Source organism: Arthrobacter sp. YC-RL1 (genome assembly GCF_001454985.1).
GTDB classification, from domain to species: Bacteria; Actinomycetota; Actinomycetes; order Actinomycetales; family Micrococcaceae; genus Glutamicibacter; species Glutamicibacter soli.
On sequence record NZ_CP013297.1, the window covers coordinates 784,188 to 804,820 of the forward strand.

The following is a 20,633-nucleotide window of genomic DNA, read 5'->3' on the forward strand; positions in this document are numbered from 1 at the left end:
TGGTGGTGGACCCCTCCTGCCAGATTTCTTCCAGGTCGGCAGCGAGTTCATCTTCCTGTTCCGCGATAACGGGTTTCCTGGGTCTCGATACTCACGCGACCCGCCTGTCCATGAATCCTGTTTGGCGCAACATGGCTGGCAAAAAAGTTTGAAAAATGAATGGACTAGTCAACAGCGTTTTTTATGGTTTGCGTGTCGAAGTTTGACAACATTTCACCGATAAGTGGTTGACGGTTCAACTTGATTGGTGCAATACTGATATCAGCAAAACAAATTGAAGCATCAACTAATCCAGTAGGTGCTGACGGAAGGAATTGATCATGACTGCAGCAGCAACTTCGCCATTGACCGCAGGTACCTGGAACCTGGACGCCTCGCACTCCGAGGTGGGCTTCTCGGTTCGCCACGCAGGCATCTCCAAGGTCCGCGGCAGCTTCACCGAATTCGATGCAACCCTGACCATCGGCGAGAGCCTGGCTGATTCCTCGGTGGAGGCCACCGTCCAGATCGCTTCGGTTTCCACCAAGGATGCCAATCGAGACGCCCACTTGAAGAGTGCCGACTTCTTCGATGCCGAGCAGTTCCCGACCATGACCTTCAAGTCGACCGGAACCAAGGGCGACGCAGACGAGTTCGTGCTCATCGGCGACCTGACCATCCGCGGCGTCACCAAGCAGGTTGAGCTGGAAACCGAACTGGGCGGCCAGGCTGTGGATGCCTTCGGCGCCACCCGCGTAGGCTTCTCTGCCTCGACCACCATCTCCCGCAAGGAATTCGGCATCACCTGGAATGCCGCTCTGGAAGCCGGCGGCGTACTGGTCAGCGACAAGGTCAAGATCGAGATCGACGCCTCGTTCGTCCTGCCGACCGCAGAATAGTTTTCCCGACTGCCGCCTTGGGGAAGGCGGTACAGGGCCGATACCGGCAAAACCTCCGAATCACGCACTGCGTGGGTCGGAGGTTTTGTCGTTAGATCGGGTTGCGCGGGCCGAATGAGATCAGTAGTCGAAACCTCCGGCGACGGGGAAGGATACGAAGACCGCGAGAATTATGAAGATTATGTACAAGAACCCCAGCGCTCCAAAGATGGTGCCAATCCACCCGGTGACCTTGCCGACGGTGGCTGAAGTGTTGAATTCGCGCTCCGCCCTGTTCGCCTTAACAATTGCGATAGGGCCGAGGACGATCCCCACGACGAACAGGGAAATGATGCCCAGGATCATGGAGGTCTGGGCCAGCTGCGCACCTTCCGGATGCACCATGGGATAGCCGTATCCCGGCTGGTTGCCGAACTGCTGCTGGTTCTGGCCTTGGTACTGCGGCGGCTGGTACGCGGAATTCGGCTGCGACCAGTTCTGGTTGCCGCCCGAAGAATAGGGATTGTTGGGTTCGTTATTTGGCGTGGTCATCTGGCCGTTGCCTTTCCTCAAAGCGATTGATAAGTCTATTGAACCAAGAAATTTCGCGGATGCACCGTACAGACGCGGGGAAAGACGCCACGAGCCGGAGAAGTTCATCACGCACAGCTAGGCGGGATTCGCGGCCCTCCACCTGGCATGCGCCAGCGTGGCGATAATTGCCAGTGCGATCCCGAGCCAAAGCCCATAGCCGAAAATCTGCGCGTAGCCGGCAGCGGCCGCAAGATCCGCGGTCAGGTAGGTCATTGTGGAGGCTCCGAAAAACAGGGAGAACACGAACAGCGAGACGGTTGTCGCACGAGCCTCAGGGGCAATGTCGGTGGCCCAGCCCTGCATGGATGAATGCATGATCGCGTTCGCCGCACCGAGGAAAAACCCGGCGAAAGTGAAGGAGGCGGGGGAGGGGATGAATGCTGAGGGAACGAAGCTCAGGAACAGCACCGCCCCGCCGATACCGATTAGCCAGGTGCGCGAGAACCGGGCCACCAGCCGCCGCATCAGTCGGGCCCCGAGGATCACGCCCAGCGCGAAGCCGCAGCCGAGCAGACCGGAGAGCCCGACGCCTACCCCTGACTGCTGCAAGGCGGGAACAATATAGGTCAGCAACCCCATTAGCAGCGCGCCTTCAACGAAAACTATCGCGTAAAGCAACAGGTTGGTCGGCCGCACTGCGGCCACGAGCTTCATCGTGGCGTGTGCGCGGGCCGGCTCCTGCACCCCGCGCAGCGACACAAGCGCGGCAACCGCGCCCAGTGCGGGAAGGATGAAGACCACCCGCCAATCGAGATAGGCGGCCAGCAGTCCCGCGGCCAGGGTCGCCAGCGTGGTGCCCAGGGACGAATAGATCTGCAGGTCCGACAGGCCACGGGCACGTTCAATGCCCTTGCGCGTATCGCCGAGCAGGGTCAGCAGCGTGGGATACATGGCCCCGAACATCAGGCCGGTGAAGGACCGGGCCAGCAGCAACGGCAGGTAGGCGGTGAATAGCACGCTGGCAATGGAGCCGAGCGCGGCGCCGACCAGCGAGCAGCGCAGTACCGTGAGCCTGCCGAACTTGTCGCTGACCAATCCCCAGAAGGGCTGGCCCACCGCGTAGAGCAAGGCATAGGCGGCAATCAGCTCAACGGCCTGGGCGAAGGAGAGCTCGGTTCCGGCCGACAGCATGAGCAGCATCGGTGCGGTGCCGTAGCGGTCGAAGAAGGACAGGAAGCCGATGAACCGCAGGGCGGCGTCAGGCAGTCCGCGCGGGGCCGCCCGCTGTGTGTCCTTGGTGCCCACGTGCCGGTCCTCCATCGTGCTGCGCTTGGTGCCGCGAAAAGCTTCTCGTCAATCAAAACAGATAGCCCGCGGGCATAAAAATTCGCAGCCGGTTCCCTGGAGGTTAGGAGTGGGAACCGGCTGCGATGGCCTTGTACGATTCGGCTACAGACCGCGCACCAGCAAAACGTCCAGCACACGCGGGCCGTGCACGCCCTCGACGCGTTCGAGCTCGATGTCGCTGGTGGCCGACGGGCCGGAAATCCACGTCAACGGCCGGGTCACGGTCAGGCGGGGCATGGCCTCGGGCAGCAGCTGCACGATCGTGGAGACCGGCACGATGCACACGTGGTGATCGGGAACCAGCGAAATCGCGCGGCGGCCCTGGTCCGGCTCGCCGTCAAGGATGATGGTGCCGGATTCGGCGATGGACACCGCCGAGGAGGTCACCACCGCGCTGGTCTCGTCCAGCTCGGCGACACTCAGCCGGGCGCCCGGCTCGTCGATGCGCCGGGCGATGCCCTGCGGCAGCGCGGACAGCCAGCCGGTGTCCAGCCCATGCGGGTAGACCACCGAGGATGCCTGGCCCAGCTTCGCGGCCACGAGGGCGGGGATCTGCGCGGCGTCGATGACGTCCACGCCGGCCTTGTAGTCGACCAAGCGGTCGACGAGCATCTCGATGAGTTGCTCTTCGCTCATCTCCGAGCTGGTGCGGTACTCGCGCGGGATGTCTTCGGCGGCCGGGGCGTCGGCCAGGGCCGAACGGATGCGTCCGAGGATTTCTTCTTTGGCGCTCACTTGGATTCCTTCTCGTCGCTCCACCAGTCGCGGAAGGACTTGTTTGGCGGGGCAGGGATGTCGCGGGACTGGGTCCAGCCGGCGGCGATGCCCGGAAGCTTCTTGATCTTCTTGCTCTTGCCGGCGGCCAGACGGCCCAGCGGCAGCGCCTTCTCCAGCAGGCCGATGTTCTTGCCCTTGCCCAGCGCCCAGGAGCCGCCCTTCATGAGCAGGTCCATCTGGGTCGGGATCTTGTGCTTGCCGCGGTTCGCGTCCACGTCGTCCCCGCGCAGGTGCACCAGGATCTCCGGGATGTTGATCTTCACCGGGCAGGCTTCGTAGCAGGCGCCGCACAGCGAGGAGGCATACGGCAGCGAGCCGTTGTCCTCGGCCTCGATGCCGGTCATCAGCGGCGAGAGGATCGCGCCGATCGGACCAGGGTAGGTCGAGCCGTAGGCGTGGCCGCCGGTGCGCTCGTAGACCGGGCAGACGTTCATGCAGGCCGAACAGCGGATGCAGTTCAGCGCGGAGCGCCCGAACTTGTCCGCGAGCACGCGGGAGCGGCCGTTGTCCAGCAGCACGATGTGCACGTTCTGCGGTCCGTCGTCTTCGCTCACGCCGGTCCACAGCGAGGTGTACGGGTTCATGCGCTCGCCGGTGGAGGAGCGCGGCAGCAGCTGCATGAACACCTCGATGTCCTCCCACTTCGGGAGAACCTTCTCGATGCCCATGACGGTGATCAGGGTTTCGGGAAGGGTCAGGCACATGCGGCCGTTGCCCTCAGACTCCACGACGCCCAGGGTTCCGGTGTCAGCCAGCGCGAAGTTCGCGCCGGAGATGGCGACCTTGGCGGCCAGGAACTTCTTGCGCAGGTGCTTGCGGGCGGCCTCCGCGAGCCGGGCCGGCTCGTCGGTCAGGTCGGGATCCACGACCGGCATCTCCTTCAGGAAGATGTCGCGCACCTCGGTGCGGTTCTTGTGGATGGCCGGGACCAGGATGTGGCTCGGCTTGTCGTGGCCCAGCTGGACGATCAGCTCGGCCAGGTCGGTCTCGAAGGCTTCGATGCCCTGGGTTTCCAGGTGCTCGTTCAGGCCGATTTCCTGCGTCGCCATGGACTTGACCTTGACGACCTCGGTGGAGCCGGTGTCCTTGATCAGGTCGGTGACGATCTTGTTCGCCCCATCCGCGTCGCGGGCCCAGTGGACCACGCCGCCGCGGGCGGTGAAGTTCTTCTCGAATTCCAGCAGGCGCTCTTCAAGATTGATCATCGAGGAGTTCTTGATGGCGCTGCCGGCATCGCGCAGCTGCTCCCAGTCGGGCAGTTCGCCGACCACGCGCAGGCGCTTGTCGCGGATGGTGTGCGTCGCGTGGCGCAGGTTCTTGCGCATCTGGGTGTTGCCCAGTTCGCGGTGCGCGGCCTGGGGGAACGGCTCCTGCTCGAACAGGTTGCCCTGTCCCGGGGCCGGCATGCCGAGGAATACCTGGCTCACAGTTTCACCGTCTCTTCCATGGTGCTGGCCAGGATGTCGGCCAGGTGCAGGGTCTTTGGCTTAGCGCCGGTACGGGACAGGCCGCCGCCGATGTGCATCAGGCAGGAAGCGTCGCCGCCCGAGCAGGCCGAAGCGCCGGTGGAGCAGATGTTCTTCACCTTGTCCTCGAGCATGGCGGAGGAAACGTCGGCGTTCTTGATCGAGAAGGTGCCGCCGAAGCCGCAGCACTGGTCGGCCTCCGGAAGCTCGTTCACGGTGATGCCGCCGACGGTCTTGAGCAGGTCGAGCTGGCGGTCGCCGAGCTGCAGCGAGCGCATGCCGTGGCAGGACGGGTGGTAGGTGATGGTCTCGGGGAAGTAGCTGCCCAGCTGCTTCGCGGCATCGGTGATTCCCAGGACGTCGACCAGCAGCTGCGAGAGCTCGTAGGTGCGCTTGCCAACGGCCACTGCGCGTTCCTTCAGCTCCGGCTTGCCCAAGCGCTCGGCGAGGTAGGGGTGCTGGTGCTTGACCGAGGCGACGCAGGAGCCGGAAGGGGCCACGGCAACGTCGTAGTCGTCGGTGTCAAAGGCATTGATATGGTTTTCAACCACCGGCAGGGCTTCGGGCATGTATCCGGAATTCATGTGCATTTGCCCACAGCAGGCCTGCGCCTTGGGGAAAATGACCTCATGACCCAAGCGTTCCAGGATTTTCACCGTGGACTTGGCTGTTTCGGGGTACATGGCATCGACGATGCATGTGGCAAAGAGAGCGATCCGCATACTAAATATCTCTTTCGAAGTGTGGTCTGACCATACTACGTCGGAACTTTCTCGATAGTCAAGACTTGTTGTGATGGCTCTCACCTCGTACACTTGGTGGTCGGACCACGTATGGTCAGACCATCACAAGTAAGGACGCCCACACCGTGTTTACCCCCACAACAGATCCCATAGCTGGCAGCGTTGCCATCTCGGCTCTGGTCGCTCTCGTGCCATTGCTGACATTTTTCATCCTCCTTGCGGTTATTAAAACGAAGGCCCACGTGGCGGGTCTCGGCTCGTTGGCCGTCGCAATCCTGGTTGCCATCTTCGGTTGGCATATGCCGGTGGGCATGGCGCTGAACTCCGGCGTCATGGGCATGGTGTTCGGTGCCTTCCCGATCGTCTGGATCGTCGTCATGGCGATCTTCCTCTACCAGGTCACTGTGGTCTCAGGACGCTTCGACGACCTGCGCCGCGTCTTCGACGTAATTGGCGGCGGCGATGTCCGCATCCAGGCAGTGCTGATCGCCTTCTGCTTCGGCGGCCTGCTTGAAGCGCTGGCCGGGTTCGGCGCACCGGTGGCCATCACCGCCACCATGCTGCTGGCCCTGGGCCTGTCCCCGCTGCGCGCCGCCTGCGCCGTGCTGATCGCCAACACCGCCCCGGTCGCCTTCGGCGCCGTGGCCATCCCGATCACCACCGCCGGTGCGCTGACCGGCATCCCGTCAGCCGAGATCGGCGCCGTGGTGGGCCACCAGTCGCCAATCCTGGCACTGTTCGTTCCTTCCATCCTGGTTCTGGTCATCGACGGCTGGCGCGGCATGCGCCAGACCCTGCCGGCCACCTTGTTCATCGGTTTCTCCTTCGCCGTGGCCCAGTGGCTGTGCGCCACCTATTTCTCCTACGAGCTGACCGACATCGTCGCCTCGCTGGTCGGCCTGGCCGCCGCCGTGATCCTGCTTCGCTTCTGGACCCCTAAGGGCGCCGACGAGGCCCGCGGCCGCATCCTGACCGCCGAGGCCGCCGCGCTGCCGATCGAGCACGGCAAGAAGCTGAACCCTTCCAACACCTGGATGGCGCTGTTCCCCTACCTGCTGGTCATCCTGATCTTCGGCGTGGCCAAGCTCTGGAAGCTGGGCGTGGACATTCCCGCATGGCTTGCCAGCACCGACATCAAGTTCGGCTGGCCGGGACTGCATGGAGCTGTGGTCAACGCCAACGGCGAGGCAGTGTCCTCCACCATCTACAACTTCTCCTGGCTGTCCTCCCCGGGCACCCTGCTGCTGATCACCGGCACCATCGTGGCGCTGGTCTACTCGATGAACGACGGCGGCGGCAAGTACAAGATGACCTTCGGCCGCGGCATGGCCGAAGTCTGGCACACCGTCTACAACATGCGCTACGCCGCGCTGACCATCCTGTCGGTGCTGGGCCTGGCCTACGTGATGAACCTGTCCGGCCAGACCATCACCGTGGGCACCTGGCTTGCCGGCACCGGAGCGTTCTTCGCCTTCCTGTCGCCAATCCTGGGCTGGATCGGCACCGCGGTGACCGGTTCGGACACCTCGGCCAACGCGCTGTTCGCCAAGCTGCAGCAGACCGCCGGCATGAACGCCGGCATCGACCCGACCCTGCTGGTCGCCGCCAACACCTCCGGCGGCGTGGTCGGCAAGCTGATCTCCCCGCAGAACCTGGCCATCGCCGCCACCGCGGTGAAGATGGAAGGCCAAGAGTCGGTCATCCTGAAGAAGGTCGCCGGCTGGTCCGTGGGCATGCTGCTGGTGCTGTGCGTGCTGGTTTACCTGCAGTCCACCCCGGTCCTCTCCTGGATGCTGCCGTAGCCCGAATCCGGGCTAAAATTGGGTCTTGATGTCAGTAAATCCAGCTCCACGTGCCTACCAGGTAGTTCTCACCGCAATTGAGAACGACCTGCGGTCAGGAGTCCTCACATTGGGCGACCAACTCCCCGGTGAGCGGGCGCTGGCCGAGCAGCACGGTATCTCCCGCGCTTCGGTGCGCGACGCGATCCGCATCCTCGACGTGATGGGGATCGTGCGGACCTCTACCGGTTCGGGCCCGAACTCCGGCGCGGTGATCATTTCCGAGCCTTCGGCCGGGATCTCCCAGGCGCTGCGACTGCACGTGGCGGCCAAGGGGATCAATGTGCGTGAGATCGTGGAATCACGCATCCTGCTGGAAACCTGGGCCGCGCAGATGCACCCGCGGGACACCGTGTACGCGCAGCAGGTCCTGGACCGCACCGCCGTGCTGATCATGCGCATGGACGACCCGCAGCTTTCGCGCGACGAGTTCCACCGCATCGATGCGGAGTTCCACGTGCTGCTGGCTTCCACGGCAGGCAATGCGGTGGTCGAGTCCATGATGGAGTCGCTGCGCAACTCGATCAGCGACTACGTGGCCGCGTCGATCCCGGATGACGAGTCCTGGCAGCCGATCGTGCGCACGCTGCGCCGCCAGCACAAGGCGATCCACCACGCGTTCGCCACGGACCAGCGCGAGCGCGCGGCCCAGCTGCTCGAAGAACACATCAACTGGTTCTACTCGCAAACCCGATAGCAAGACCAAAGCCGAGGCCTTCGATCCAAGAATGGATTGAAGGCCTCGGCTTTTTGCGTCTGGATGTCACTGGGCAAGACTAGGAATCAGTCGGCCAATGGTTCCGACACCCAATGGGGATGCTCACCGAAGCTCAGTTCGCAGTTGCGGCAGGAATACCTCGGCACCGGAGGGTTCGGAATGGCGCAGCCGCCAACGACGTATTCCTCTTCATCGGGCGGGAAGGCCGGCATACCCCAGAAATATTCCTTCGGATTCCGGGCTCCGCAGCCCGGGCAGGCAACGAGCATTCTCTGGAGATGCTTGAGCGTGGGTGCGTGCATAAGCCGGTGGCAATCGGCGCATAGCAACGCTGCGTCATCAACATGGTCCTGGATGTCCCAATGCAGATCGACATGACGATCGCGGAAGAAGTGAACCGTACTCCTGCCCTTGATATTAGTCTGGCAGCCGTCGCAGTAGTCGGTTTCTGAATCATGTCGCTGCGCGAGGGCCAAGGCATGCACCGTGGCTGTAGCTTCCGACTCGCTATCGACCCTGCAGGCTCCCGCATCGAGGTACAACGGGCGCGGATTTTCAACGAGCCCGGTCAACGCTTTGAGAACGCGCTCCGCGAGCTGGGGATTGAGCGCCTGCGAGGAACGAGGCAGCCCGGAATCGCACAGCTGTTCGAGGTCCAGCAACGAAATCGGCTGGGCGAATGTTGCCTCACGGCGGACATCATAGGTTCGCCCTTCTAATGAATTCACAGTTTCCAATGCCATAACCAACGGCGGCGTCGTGGCAAGGACGGTAAGTACCATGGTGCCTGCCGAAATTTCTTCCCCGATATTCCAGACGCGTTGATCCATCCTGGACACATCGAGGTAGGCTGCGGCACCGATCGCGTCAGGCTCCCAGCAGAAGTACAACTTCTTTTCGGATCCCAGCGTGAAGGGCATCTCGGCACCGATTTCGTTGCGCTGGCGGTTCAGCAGCGCGTTTGGCGGGAAATGGGGCCTAGGCTGTTCCTCGAATGGCTCATGCTGGTGAATCATGTCGATTAGTTCCTGACGAGTCATATCCATGCAGGCCCAAGCCTGCTCGGGTGACGTCAACTGGCCGTAGCGGGAAATCAGTTGTGTGCGGTCGAAAGAGCGGTAGTCGGTCATTAGGTCAGGACCCCCGGTGCGATGAGCTAATTGTTGACTAGAATCTATCCGGTTCTTCCGACAAATTGGCGACCAACTACCAGATGATCAGCGGAAGCTTGCTGAATCCACTGCCGGGGAAGTGGGCGCGGACCGGCGGATCGTTCTCGATGGACACCAGCCGGTGGACGCGCAAGATCAGTTCTTCGATCAATACCCGCAGTTCCAGCCGTGCCAGGGGCGCACCGGGGCAGTTGTGGATCCCTGCCCCGTAAAGCGAGTTCAGGCTCGGATGCCGGTCGAGGAGGATGTCGTCGGGATCTCCGAAAGCGCTTTCGTCGCGGTTGGCCGACGCCCCCATGGTGCTCACACGTTTGCCGGCAGGAATACGTACCCTGGAAATCTCTACATCCTTTATAGCGACCAGCCGGTCGGAAACTAGCGGTGCAGGGGAGCACAGTATCCGTCGGTAACGGCATCGACCAGGCGTGAAGCAGACTCGCAGGGATGCCGAGTCTGGTCGAAATTGTGGTTAGTTCGCTTACTGTCCAATTGCTCAGCAGGCTGACCAGTTCCTTCATCGGTCATCTTGCGGTCGTAGACCCACTCATTCATCAGACAGGTGGTCAGATCCTTTGACGCGTTTCCCCAGCACAGCGCCAGTTCCTCAGCGGGATGTAGCCGCCGATCTCGATGGCGTTTTGCTTCATGGCCGTGCGGTTCTGCTCTCCGGTCGCAACACTGCCGAGACGCCTCGGGATCCTTGGGTCCCACTGGACAATTTTCGGCGCAGACATGGCAGCTTCTTCCGGTCCTTAGCCTTCGCAGTCAGCCTATGAGTGCCACGCCGTGGAAACAAGGCTCTGTGTAAAGCATGGCGTCGCCCGTGAAGCGGGCAACGCCATGCTGATCAGCTAGTTGTTGGAAACCAGCGAGATCTTTGTGCTCACCGGCACCGGATTGGCGAACAGATCCAGAACCGGGCAGTGGGCGTCGACTGCCTGGCGCAGTTCATCGTAGCGCTCCGCGGTTTCCGGGCCGGTGATCTGCACATCGAGATCCACCGAGGTGAAGCCGGGGCGGATCGACTTGTCGATGCCGAACAGGCCGCGTACATCTAAATTCCCGTTGGCCACGATCTTGACGTCGTCAACCTGAATGTTTAGACGCTCGGCGTACAGGCGGTAGACAACCACCTGGCAGGAAATCAGGGCACCGAGCGCATATTCGACAGGGCTTGCTGCCAGGTCATCGCCGCCCAGTGCCGCTGGCTCGTCCACGGTGAAGGTGTGCTTGCCGGAGACGATGTTGCTGGCCACCGAGCCAAAGCCCTCGCCCTGGACGGTGAAGGTCAGCTTGGCGCTGTCCGGGGCGGTGGAGATGCGTTCGCCCCAGCCGGTGCCAGCCTGCTGCAGGCGGACGGAGCGGTCTTCGGCAACGGAAAGGGTGGAAGCTGCGGTAGACATGAGGAATTGATCCCCTTTCTGGCGCAAGGGGCGCCATCGCTTACGAATCTGTCTTTCAGGTCCGTCGAATCATCACCTGGAGCACCCCGCACAATGACGCGAATAGGGTTGCCGTCCAACCAGCCAGGGCTTGTGTGGTTAGAACTCGTGATTCAGTAGTTACTTTTCTACCGGGTTTCTTCGTGGTTGGTAAATAGCTTTCTTCATGTTTCGTCACAGGAAGAACTGTCCATTGCGTCGATAGAATTGATCACGAACTCCGCGCAGTTACGGCGCGGCCTCCTACCCGAGAAGTTGTGAGCATGGAATACCAGCTGACCCCCGTCGCCGCTCAAACCCTGGTCACCGAAGGCGAGTACAGCCAAGGGTGGCTGATGGCCAATTCCGGGCAGGTGACCATTTCAGACCGTCGGCAGATGCCCGGTCGTTCGATCGTTTCCGGCTGGGTTCTCCGGGCCTTCGTCGTGGTCCAGCTTTCCATCGAGGGCACGAGCATCAGCTTCAGCAGCCGTTGCGATGCGCATCCGGAAGAATATTCCTGCGCGGATGTCGCAGCGTTGCTCGTGGAAGCAACCCAGATCGGCAGCGGCGGCTTCGCAGTTTCGGATGTAGTCAGGGCAGAAGACACCTGGAAAGCTCCGCAGGCTCCGCAATGGGAACGGACCCTGAAGCGGCTGCTTCCGCAGGTGCCTGCCGGTGCTGAGCACGAAAACGACCTTGAAGAGGAACCACTGGGACTGATCCTCAAAGTCATCCCCGCCACTCGATTTGGCCGGCCGACCTTGAACCTCAACGCGCGTCCGGCCCGCAGGGGAACCCGCAGCCCCTGGGTCCAGACCGGAGTATCTTGGCGTAAGCTGCCATTTGACGACAGGTTCGCCAAGGAGCAGCGCCGCGCCGCCAACGAATTGGTCATGCTCAACGAACGATCCCAGCATGACCAATATGGCCATGTCTGGGATGCGACCGACTGGATCATCCTGAACAACTTGCCCGGAAAAGACCTGCGCGAAGCCTTCGACCTGATCCATGAAACCGGAATTCACATTGTCAACGGCAACGCCAGCAACCGCAGCGAGGTGTCTTTTGCGGATCTTTCCGGTTCAGCCTTTCTCGACTTGCGGCGAAACGACAGCGGCCTGACCATTGAAGGCATTTTCCGCGGTCCGAACGGCGAAACGGATAACGTCTTGGCATTGGGCAACCCGCCGTCCATGATTGCCTTTGCCGACAAACCGCTGGACAAGGCGAAAAATCTTTCACTGGCACCGCTGGAAGACGCGGTAGGGCCGGAGCTGAGGGATCTCATCAGCGCCGGCGCAATGATGGTTCCGACCAAAGACATCGAGGACTTCGAAAGTGGGTACCTGAACTCCCTTCGGCAGGTGGCACCGGTGCGCAGCGAAGATGCCAGCTACAGGGTTCCCCAGCCGGCACGCCCGGTGCTCCAGCTTCAGCTGACTGAAACTGGAACTGGTTTGACCATGAGCTTTGCGTGGAAATATCCGCCCAAATCGCCACGCCAGAAGTCGGTTGAACGCGAGATCATCAGCTCGGTGAACGACAAGCTCGGCGGGGACCAACCACTGGGCCAGACGACCAAGAACGGTGTCTTCCCAGAACAAGAACTCTCCAAGAGCCAAGCCATTGAATTCGTCATGTACCTCCTTCCGTTGCTTGAGGAACACCCGGATATCCTCATCACCGGCCACGAGCAGTTGCCGAGCTATTCACTGAATTCCGAACCGGCCAAGGTGAGCATCGAAGCGGGGGAGAGCACCGGAGACTGGTTCGACCTGGCCGTCGAGGTGTCCATCAACGGGATGAAGGTGCCGTTCGCCGAATTGCTTTCCGCATTAACCATGGGGGACGAATACTTGGTCCTTGAGGACATGACGGTGATTCCGATTGACGGACCGGAATTCCACCAGCTGCGCCAGCTGGTCCAGGAAGCCGGGGAACTGGGCACCGTGTCCGGCAACAGCATCCGAATCCACCGCTTGAGCATCGACTGGTGGCAGGAATTGGTGGACTTGGGCATCATCGAAGCCCAGGAAAACCAGTGGCTCCAGACCATGTCTGAACTGACCAACGGCGAGCAGCTGGAGAAGATCGACCTCCCCGACTCGTTCACGGCGCAACTGCGACCGTACCAGGAGCAAGGCGCCGCCTGGCTGAACTTCCTGCGCACGCATTCGCTGGGCGGGGTGCTGGCGGACGACATGGGCTTGGGTAAGACCGTCCAGCTGCTGGCAGGCCTCGAACAGGCCCGCACCCAGAACCCGGAGCAGAAGTTCCTGGTGATCGCTCCGACCTCTGTGGTTGGCAACTGGGTTAACGAAGCGCATCGTTTCACCCCGCAGATGCGGGTCCAGTCCATCACCTCCACGGCGAAAAAGGCAGGGAAGAGCATTGTCGAGCAAATCGGCGATGCCCAACTGGTGGTCACCAGCTACGCCATTTTCCGGTTGTCATTCGAAGAATTCGAGGAGGCAGGGTTCTCCGTGCTGATTCTCGATGAGGCGCAGCAGCTGAAGAACCACACGTCCAAGGGATACAAGCAGGCGCGCCAGCTGCCGGTTCCGTGCAAGCTGGTGGTGACCGGTACCCCGATGGAGAATAACCTGATGGAGCTGTGGGCCCTGGTCTCGCTGGCTGCGCCCGGTCTGCTTGGCGGCCAGAAGGCATTCAAGGACAACTACCAGAAGCAGATTTCCGACGGCGACTCGGAACGGCTGGAACGGCTCAAGAAGCGGTTGCGCCCGTTTGTGCTGCGCCGTACCAAGGAACAGGTAGTTCCGGAGCTTCCCGCCAAGACCGAGCAAGTACTGGAAGTCGAGCTGGAACCGGCGCACCGCAAGGCCTATGACCGCCGTTTCCAGCGGGTGCGCCAGGAAGTGCTGGGACTGGTGGATGACGTGGATTCCAACCGGTTCAAGATCCTGCAGTCATTGACCCTGCTCCGGCAACTGGCGCTTGACCCTTCCCTGGTTGATGAGGGAAATGCTCCCAGCGCCAAGTTGGAGATGTTGCGCGAGCTCATGGCGGACGCAGTCGCCGAGGGGCACAAGATCTTGGTCTTCAGCCAGTTCACCAGCTTCTTGGGCAAGGCGAAAGACATTGCGGTGGAACTCGGAATCGACCACGGTTACCTGGACGGCGCGACCAGCGGTCCCAAGCGCAAGGACATGATTGACGGGTTCACCGACGGGCAATTCCCGGTCTTCTTCATATCGCTGAAGTCCGGCGGCTTCGGCATCAATCTGACCACCGCCGACTACTGCATCTTGCTGGATCCCTGGTGGAACCCGGCGGCCGAAGCGCAGGCCATCGACCGTGCGCACCGCATCGGCCAGACCAAGCCGGTGTACGTCTACAGGCTGGTTGCCAAGGACACCATCGAATCCAAGGTGCTGGCCCTGCAGGCAAAAAAGACAGCACTATTCAACGACGTACTGGGCGAGCAGACGGATGCGGCACAGTCCTCGGTGCTGAGCGCGGATGACTTCCTGGCTTTGATGCAGTAGGTCGTTTTGCTGCTGTACAGCGAAAGGCGGATTTCTGATCAAAAAATTTGATCAGAAATCCGCCTTTCGCGTGTTCAGGGTCCGGAGCGCCTACACGATGTCGTCAAAGGTCGAGTTGAGCCGGTGCATGAGAATGCCGAATTCTTCCAGATCGTCGTGGTTCCAGTCGCTGAGGTGGTTTCGTAATTGCTGGCGCAGCATGTCGCCACTGGAACTCCATTTCTCGCGGGCCTCATCGGTGGCGGAGACCAGCTGAGCCCGGCCGTCCCGCGGATCCGGAACCCGGGAGACCAGCCCGATGGACTGCAGGTGCTGCACTAACCGCGACACTGTGGCCTTGTCGAGGCGGAGCTTTTCGGCGAGCACACCCTGCTGCTGGGCGTCTTCGCGGATGACGACTGCGAGAAGCCGGTAACCCTGGTCCTGGAGTTCAGGATGGATGATTTTGGCGCGGCGAACCAGCATCTGGCGCGCACGAAACAACAGGGCGGTGAATTCGTCTTCCACCTTTTGCATCAGCTGTTCTTCTTGCATGTTTTCTATTCTAAGATTTTTTGCGGTTCCATGACGTGATTGGGCACAATTCGCTCAAAGAACTAATCGCGCGCCATTCGTAAATTGCATTCGGCCGATTCTGTTCTTTCGCCAATTGCCGGGTTTTCCACGGAGCCATTGAGGCCCAGAACTCCGACCAGGCTGAAAAACCGTCCGTCATCACGGCCGCATGTCACGGGGAATCGATCCGCAGGTTGAACATAGCCTATGAATGACGACAGGGAGATCTAATCATCATGTTCCACACGCAACTGGCGGTCGACGGCGGTCAAACCGAAATAAAACTCAGGATTATCGACAAGGGCTACGTCGCGGAACGTCGCCTGCCTGGGGTCCAGACGCATCTGCCGGTACTGCCGCAGTTGGCGGCCGCTATCGGGCACGCAGCAAGTATCCGCGGTACCGGATTCGACGTCGTTTCCATCGGCACCACCGGGCTGACCAAGGCCGAGCATGACGCCGGGGCGCTCAGGGCGATGCTGCAGCCAGGCGTGGCCTCGGGTCTCAACCTTGCCCATGACTCAGTTTCCAGTTATCTGGGCGCGCTGGGAGACCGGCCCGGGGCGGTCGTTGCCGCCGGAACCGGCGTGGTCACCCTCGCCGTCGGAACCAACAACACGGCCCGCGTGGACGGCTGGGGCAACATCATGGGGGATGCCGGCAGCGCCTACTGGATGGGGCAGCAGGCATTATCCGCGGTGATGCGCGCGCACGATGGCCGCGGACCGCAGACAGCGTTGACCGGCCCGGTCCAAGAACGTTGGCCGGAGCTAGAAGAAGCCTACATCCAGCTCCAGGCCGCGCCCGACAAGATCGCCGTGGTGGCCTCCTTCGGGAAGGAAGTCTCCCGCTACGCCCAGACCGATCCGGTCGCTGCCCTGATCTGCGATCTCGCGGGCAAAGAGCTGGCCCATTCGGCGGCCGCCGCATTGCGCCGGACAGGCCAAGCCGATGCCTCGCAGGCAAGTGTTGCCTGCCTCGGAGGAGTATTCGCCGGTGCCCGGGTACGCTCGGCCTTCACGGCAGAGCTGGCCTCGCTGGTTCCCGGAGCGCGGCTGGTCGAACCGGCCGGCAACGGGCTGGACGGCATCCGGCTGATGGGCGGGCTGACGGCGAACCATCCGCTGAGATCCATGATTTCTTCTGTTTGAACCATCCAGAGGGCTTAGAGGTGACACCGCTAATATGTGCATCGCCTAATTAGGTGACAAGATAGGTTCAGAACTATTTGCGCACCAAAGGAGTCATTGTGAGTTACCGTGTCGGTCCAGCAGACCAGTTGCCAGAAGGCGAAGCGTTGCTGGTAGAGGCAAAAGACAGTGGAGCCATCGAGGACATCGCGGTGTTCCACGCCGAAGACGGTAACTTCTATGCGCTGCAGGACGAATGCACCCACGAAGTCGCGTCGCTCTCCGAAGGCTGGATCGACGGCTGCGAAGTAGAGTGCCCGTTGCACTCCTCCAGCTTCGACCTGCGCACCGGCAAGGTGCTGTGCATGCCAGCCACCAAGGACGCCCGCACCTATAAGGTCAACGTGGTGGACGGCAACCTGGAGCTCGACATCTAGATGTCCTCCGTACACATCATCGGGGCAGGAGTCGCCGGCTACACCCTGGCCCGTGAACTGGTCAGCCGGAACTATGCGGGAACCATCAGCATCAGCGATACGCAGGGGCTTCCCTACGACCGACCGCCGTTGAGCAAGGCCCTGCAAGTCGAGCCCTTCGCGCCGGTCTCCTGGTACCGCGAGAACCGTATCAACCTGGTCCAGGAAGAAATCACGGAACTGCAGGTGCCGACGGCCGAGGACGACTGGGTAGTCTTGGCCACTGGCACCATCCCGCGCACCCTGGACGTGCCCGGCGCGGAATTCGCGCGCAGCCTGCACACCGCGGCCGACGCCCAGCATCTGGCCCTCGAGCTGGAAGACGGGATGTTCGGCCAGCGTGTGCTGGTCATCGGGGCAGGCCTGGTCGGCGCCGAATTCGCCTCCACCGCCCGGATGTTCGGTGCCCAGGTCACTCTGGTCTCCAGCTCCAACGCCCCGCTGGCGCACGTGCTGGGCGAGGATCTGGCCGAGCAGCTGCATGCGGAGCACCAGTCCCACGGCGTCACCACGATCACCGGCACGGTGACCGAGCTGGGCCCCGGCTACGCTATCGTCTCCGGCGAGCGCCACGACGCGGACATCATTGTCTCGGCCATCGGCGTCGAAGCGGATACCGCGCTCGCCGAACGCTCAGGCCTGGACGTGGAGAACGGAATCCTGGTCGATGCCGGACAGCGCTCGACAAGCCATCGGCAGGTGCTGGCCCTGGGCGACGCGGCCCGCGAAGCAGGGCGCCCCCGTGCGGTGCACTGGGAAGCAGCGATGGAGGACGCGGCCATTGCCGCCTCCACCATTCTCGGCACCCCGGTGCCCGGCCGGTCGGTCCCGTGGTTCTGGTCCGACCGCCACGATGCCCACGTGGAAACCGTGGGGGACTTCTCCAAGGTTGCCAGCGTCGTGAAGCGGCACAACCGCCGCCGCAAGATCCAAACGGTATTCGGCCTGGACGAATCCGGCACGCTGGTGGCGGCTTCCATGATCGATGGGGGACTGATGTCCAAGGCAGTGCGCAAGCTGATCACCCGCGGCATCACCCCCGGCATTGAACAGCTGGAGGACCCGCAGATCGGTCCCCGCGAGTTAGGACGACCCGCCCCATGAGCGCTGGAGCCCCGGGAAGCATCCCTGCCGCATTGCAGGTTCCCACCCGGCGCGTAGGCGCCGCCTGGATCACCGCCCTGGTGATCGTGCATATCGGCATCAACGTCGGTTTCTTCGCGCCCATCCAGGTGCTGCTGGGACTGCATGCCCAGCAGCTGGATGCCAGCCAGAAGAATGCGATCCTCTCGCTGGTCACCGGCGTGGGCGCGGCCGTCTCGCTGGTGGCCAATCCGCTGTTCGGAGCGCTGAGCGACCGCAGCACCTCGAAGTTCGGCCGGCGCATCCCTTGGGTCTTCTTCGGCACGCTCGCCGGTGCGCTCTCGCTGTTGCTGATGTCCACGGCCCAGACGGTGAGCCTGCTGGTGCTTGGTTGGGCGCTGATGCAGGCGGCCGGCAATGCCGCGCTGGCCGCGATCTTCGCTGCCATTCCGGACAAGGTCCCGGTGGAGCAGCGCGGCATGGTGGGCGGCCTGGTGGCGCTGGGCCAGACCTGCGGTTCGCTGATCGGCGCGGTCATCGGCATGTATGCCGCGCAGGATCTGGTCTTCGGCTATGCCATCGTCGCGGTGGCAGTGGCGCTGTGCTCCATCCCGTACGTCATGATGCGCCAGGATGTTCCGCTGCCCAAGGGCGCGCTGCCGGCGCTGAAAGCGGGCGAATTCCTCAAGAGCTTCTGGATCAACCCGGTCAAGCACAAGGACTTCGGCTGGGCGTGGCTGACCCGTTTCATGCTGTATCTCGGCTGCCAGTTGTGCCTGGTGTACCTTTTGTTCTTCCTGCAGGACCAGCTGGGCCATCCGGACCCGGCCCAGGGCGTGCTGGTGCTGACCGCTATCTACGCATTCTGCGTGATCTTCTCCTCGGTGATCTCCGGAAAGATCTCCGACCGCGACGGCAAGCGCAAGAAATTCGTGATCATTTCCTCGGTCATCGTGGCCCTTGCCGCCGGGGTGCTGGCCTTCGCCTCCAACTTCACGACCGCCGTCATCGCCGCGGTGCTGCTGGGCATTGGGTTCGGCGCCTACCTGGCCGTCGACTTCGCTCTGCTGACCCAGGTGCTGCCGCACGCCGATTCGCGCGGCAAGGACCTGGGCATGATCAACATTGCCAACTCGCTGCCGCAGGTGGTTGCACCGCTGGTGGCCTGGCTGTCGGTGACCTGGTTCGGCGGCTACCCGACCCTGTTCCTCATTTCGGCCGTGATCAGCCTGGTCGGCGCAGCGCTGGTCCGCCAGATCAAGAGCGTTCCGTAAGCATGTCCGAAACCATCTCATGGCTCACCAACGACGCACCATTTGCCATCACCTTCGTATTCTTCTTCTGCCTGGCGTTCGCCCGCGGGAATGCCACCTATTGGGTCGGTCGCGGCATCGCCAAGGGCGTGGAGCATACGAGGTTTGAGCGGCACCTGCATGGTCGGGCCTACCAGCGCGCCCAGCGCTTCATCGCCCGGTGGGGCATGCTGGCGATTCCACTGAGCTTCCTGACGGTGGGCATCCAGTCCGCGGTGAATACGTCGGCAGGCGTCAGCCGGATGCCAGTGCGCCGTTACCTGCCGGCGGTGGCGGTGGGCGCCATGGCCTGGGCGCTGCTCTACACCACGATCGGCTTGGCGGTATTCTATGCGTGGTTGGCCCTGGACTGGCCGTGGCTCGTCGGCGGGGCGCTGGTGATCGCGCTGGCCGCCGTAGTCATTCTCCGGATGCGCAAGCGCCGCATAGCGCACGACGCCCCGGACAATATCCCGCCGCAGTAGCGCCGGCAGCGGCCCTCCGCAAGATCAATGGAAGCACCACGACTCATTGAAAGCAGGTGTGCAAACGATGCTCAATGGAACCAACGCCTCGGGCGGCCCCACGGCGCAGCTTGATGAACTAGACCGCAAGCTGCTGGAGCTGCTCTCCAAGAACTCCCGGCGGACGAACAACTCGCTGGCCGAAGAGCTGGGCATCGCTGCATCGACGTGCCTGGCACGGCTCAACGCCCTGCGCGATTCCGGAGTGATTTCCCGGTTCACCATCGAGGTGGACCCGCAGGTGCTCGGCAGGGAGCTCGAAGCCCTGATCTTCGTGCGCATCCGCCCGGGAGCCCGCCACCTGATGGCGAATTTCGCCACGCAGATGCGCGACAAACCCGGGGTGCGCCAGCTTTTCTTCCTGGGCGGCGCTGACGACTTCGTGCTGCACGTGGCCGTGCGCAACTCGTCAGATGTACGCCAGTTCGTACTGGACAACTTGTCAGCCAATCCAGCCGTGGCGACCACGCAGACCTCGCTGGTCTTCGAGCACAGCCATGGTACCGGCGAGTTCTAGCGGATCCAAGCGGCGGAACCAAGTGACAATTACGCGCCGATTCGATACCCCAATTCAGTAATTCGAATAAATCTGCTAAACTTGTTGTTCTTCTGTACAGGAGAATGAAGCGTCCGGGAAGTTTGAATTGAACACAGCTCCTAGCTGGGATCGCGGGCTGCGGAATCCTCAACTTGAAGACAAAGGGGGTCGAGAAGACAATGAACGTGGAAACCACAATGCTCACTGCCCTGGTCACCCTGGCGGTGCTGGCAATCGTAACGGTCGTCATGGTGCGTAAATACAACCGCAACCATCACGCGGAAATTCGTCAGGGTCTGCTCAAGCAGGCGCATGACTACGACATCGCATCACCCGATGACATGACGAACAATGAATTGACGGTGCAGATCCGCGCGGCCAAGCGCGCGCGCAAGCATCGGAACATCAAAACCGCATAGCGGCTTCGGATTACGATCCGAATGAAAAGCGGAGGCAGGATCCTGCCTCCGCTTTTTTGCGCCCTGTCCGTTAACGCCGAAACAAATGCCCTCGGCACCAACGAATCCGCGCACGCGGGGATGCCCGAGCTACCTCGTTGTCGCTGGTCACCCACCCGACAGCGGGGGATCGGCCGCGGGAAAATTGACCTCTTGGCAAGCCGGTGAAGCAGGTGTACTGTTTTCCATTCG

General features: G+C 62.1%; 20 protein-coding genes and 1 riboswitch. Of the genes, 11 read left to right on the plus strand and 9 right to left on the minus strand.

Features of this window, described 5'->3' with window-relative positions; translation table 11 throughout:
* The first annotated feature begins 320 nt into the window (after positions 1-320).
* The gene (locus ATC04_RS03625) at positions 321-878 is read left to right on the plus strand and encodes a YceI family protein (protein WP_047120086.1); all 558 of its coding nucleotides are present in this window, start codon (positions 321-323) and stop codon (positions 876-878) included.
* A gap of 120 nt (positions 879-998) precedes the next feature.
* Here ATC04_RS03625 and ATC04_RS03630 read toward each other — a convergent pair whose 3' ends face one another.
* The 5 genes from ATC04_RS03630 to ATC04_RS03650 form a co-directional block, all read right to left on the minus strand.
* The gene (locus ATC04_RS03630) at positions 999-1,409 is read right to left on the minus strand and encodes a DUF4190 domain-containing protein (RefSeq protein WP_052772489.1); all 411 of its coding nucleotides are present in this window, start codon (positions 1,407-1,409) and stop codon (positions 999-1,001) included.
* Between the two features lie 117 nt (positions 1,410-1,526).
* Positions 1,527-2,696 (minus strand): MFS transporter, encoded by a 1,170-nt coding sequence (locus tag ATC04_RS03635; protein WP_231735895.1) that lies wholly within the window; start codon positions 2,694-2,696, stop codon positions 1,527-1,529.
* 144 nt (positions 2,697-2,840) lie between these two features.
* The gene (locus ATC04_RS03640; protein WP_047120084.1) at positions 2,841-3,473 is read right to left on the minus strand and encodes a lactate utilization protein C; all 633 of its coding nucleotides are present in this window, start codon (positions 3,471-3,473) and stop codon (positions 2,841-2,843) included.
* Positions 3,470-4,921 (minus strand): LutB/LldF family L-lactate oxidation iron-sulfur protein, encoded by a 1,452-nt coding sequence (locus tag ATC04_RS03645; protein WP_047120918.1) that lies wholly within the window; start codon positions 4,919-4,921, stop codon positions 3,470-3,472. The genes ATC04_RS03640 and ATC04_RS03645 overlap by 4 nt, the downstream gene beginning before the upstream one ends.
* A 17-nt stretch (positions 4,922-4,938) precedes the next feature.
* Positions 4,939-5,703: a (Fe-S)-binding protein gene (locus ATC04_RS03650; RefSeq protein ID WP_047120083.1), complete on the minus strand. Its 765-nt coding sequence runs from the start codon at positions 5,701-5,703 to the stop codon at positions 4,939-4,941.
* A gap of 146 nt (positions 5,704-5,849) precedes the next feature.
* On the opposite strand from ATC04_RS03650, the gene ATC04_RS03655 reads away from it, so the two are divergent.
* Together ATC04_RS03655 and ATC04_RS03660 are read left to right on the plus strand one after the other, a co-directional pair.
* The gene (locus tag ATC04_RS03655; RefSeq protein WP_047120082.1) at positions 5,850-7,526 is read left to right on the plus strand and encodes an L-lactate permease; all 1,677 of its coding nucleotides are present in this window, start codon (positions 5,850-5,852) and stop codon (positions 7,524-7,526) included.
* Between the two features lie 28 nt (positions 7,527-7,554).
* Positions 7,555-8,262, plus strand: a complete 708-nt coding sequence (locus tag ATC04_RS03660; protein WP_047120081.1) for a GntR family transcriptional regulator — start codon at positions 7,555-7,557, stop codon at positions 8,260-8,262.
* Between the two features lie 86 nt (positions 8,263-8,348).
* Here ATC04_RS03660 and ATC04_RS03665 read toward each other — a convergent pair whose 3' ends face one another.
* The 3 genes from ATC04_RS03665 to ATC04_RS03675 all read right to left on the minus strand — a co-directional run bounded on the left by ATC04_RS03665 (position 8,349) and on the right by ATC04_RS03675 (position 10,858).
* Positions 8,349-9,413, minus strand: coding sequence for a hypothetical protein (locus ATC04_RS03665; RefSeq protein ID WP_047120080.1), 1,065 nt, complete (start codon positions 9,411-9,413; stop codon positions 8,349-8,351).
* A 76-nt stretch (positions 9,414-9,489) separates the two neighbouring features.
* Positions 9,490-9,897: a cytochrome P450 gene (locus ATC04_RS19205; RefSeq protein WP_152666888.1), complete on the minus strand. Its 408-nt coding sequence runs from the start codon at positions 9,895-9,897 to the stop codon at positions 9,490-9,492.
* Positions 9,898-10,306: 409 nt separating this feature from the next.
* On the minus strand, positions 10,307-10,858 hold the full coding sequence (locus ATC04_RS03675; RefSeq protein WP_052772487.1) for an OsmC family protein: 552 nt from the start codon (positions 10,856-10,858) through the stop codon (positions 10,307-10,309).
* Positions 10,859-10,889: 31 nt separating this feature from the next.
* Positions 10,890-11,011: riboswitch (SAM riboswitch) on the minus strand.
* Positions 11,012-11,160: 149 nt separating this feature from the next.
* Here ATC04_RS03675 and ATC04_RS03680 point away from each other — a divergent pair.
* Positions 11,161-14,385 carry a DEAD/DEAH box helicase gene (locus ATC04_RS03680; protein WP_052772486.1) on the plus strand — a complete coding sequence of 1,075 codons (3,225 nt, stop codon included), beginning with the start codon at positions 11,161-11,163 and terminating at the stop codon, positions 14,383-14,385.
* Positions 14,386-14,475: 90 nt separating this feature from the next.
* Here ATC04_RS03680 and ATC04_RS03685 read toward each other — a convergent pair whose 3' ends face one another.
* Positions 14,476-14,919 carry a MarR family winged helix-turn-helix transcriptional regulator gene (locus ATC04_RS03685; RefSeq protein WP_047120079.1) on the minus strand — a complete coding sequence of 148 codons (444 nt, stop codon included), beginning with the start codon at positions 14,917-14,919 and terminating at the stop codon, positions 14,476-14,478.
* A 257-nt stretch (positions 14,920-15,176) separates the two neighbouring features.
* Here ATC04_RS03685 and ATC04_RS03690 point away from each other — a divergent pair, with 257 nt between their 5' ends.
* The 7 genes from ATC04_RS03690 (at position 15,177) to ATC04_RS03720 (ending at position 20,402) form a co-directional block, all read left to right on the plus strand.
* On the plus strand, positions 15,177-16,091 hold the full coding sequence (locus ATC04_RS03690; protein ID WP_047120078.1) for a BadF/BadG/BcrA/BcrD ATPase family protein: 915 nt from the start codon (positions 15,177-15,179) through the stop codon (positions 16,089-16,091).
* Between the two features lie 98 nt (positions 16,092-16,189).
* Positions 16,190-16,507 (plus strand): bifunctional 3-phenylpropionate/cinnamic acid dioxygenase ferredoxin subunit, encoded by a 318-nt coding sequence (locus tag ATC04_RS03695; protein WP_047120077.1) that lies wholly within the window; start codon positions 16,190-16,192, stop codon positions 16,505-16,507.
* Positions 16,508-17,650 carry an FAD-dependent oxidoreductase gene (locus ATC04_RS03700; protein WP_052772485.1) on the plus strand — a complete coding sequence of 381 codons (1,143 nt, stop codon included), beginning with the start codon at positions 16,508-16,510 and terminating at the stop codon, positions 17,648-17,650.
* The gene (locus ATC04_RS03705) at positions 17,647-18,903 is read left to right on the plus strand and encodes an MFS transporter (protein ID WP_047120076.1); all 1,257 of its coding nucleotides are present in this window, start codon (positions 17,647-17,649) and stop codon (positions 18,901-18,903) included. The genes ATC04_RS03700 and ATC04_RS03705 overlap by 4 nt, the downstream gene beginning before the upstream one ends.
* A 2-nt stretch (positions 18,904-18,905) precedes the next feature.
* Positions 18,906-19,406, plus strand: a complete 501-nt coding sequence (locus ATC04_RS03710; protein WP_052772484.1) for a VTT domain-containing protein — start codon at positions 18,906-18,908, stop codon at positions 19,404-19,406.
* Between the two features lie 67 nt (positions 19,407-19,473).
* Entirely contained in the window at positions 19,474-19,962 is a 489-nt protein-coding gene (locus tag ATC04_RS03715) for an Lrp/AsnC family transcriptional regulator (RefSeq protein WP_047120075.1), read from the plus strand.
* A gap of 206 nt (positions 19,963-20,168) precedes the next feature.
* Positions 20,169-20,402: a hypothetical protein gene (locus ATC04_RS03720; RefSeq protein ID WP_152666887.1), complete on the plus strand. Its 234-nt coding sequence runs from the start codon at positions 20,169-20,171 to the stop codon at positions 20,400-20,402.
* Positions 20,403-20,633: the final 231 nt, after the last annotated feature.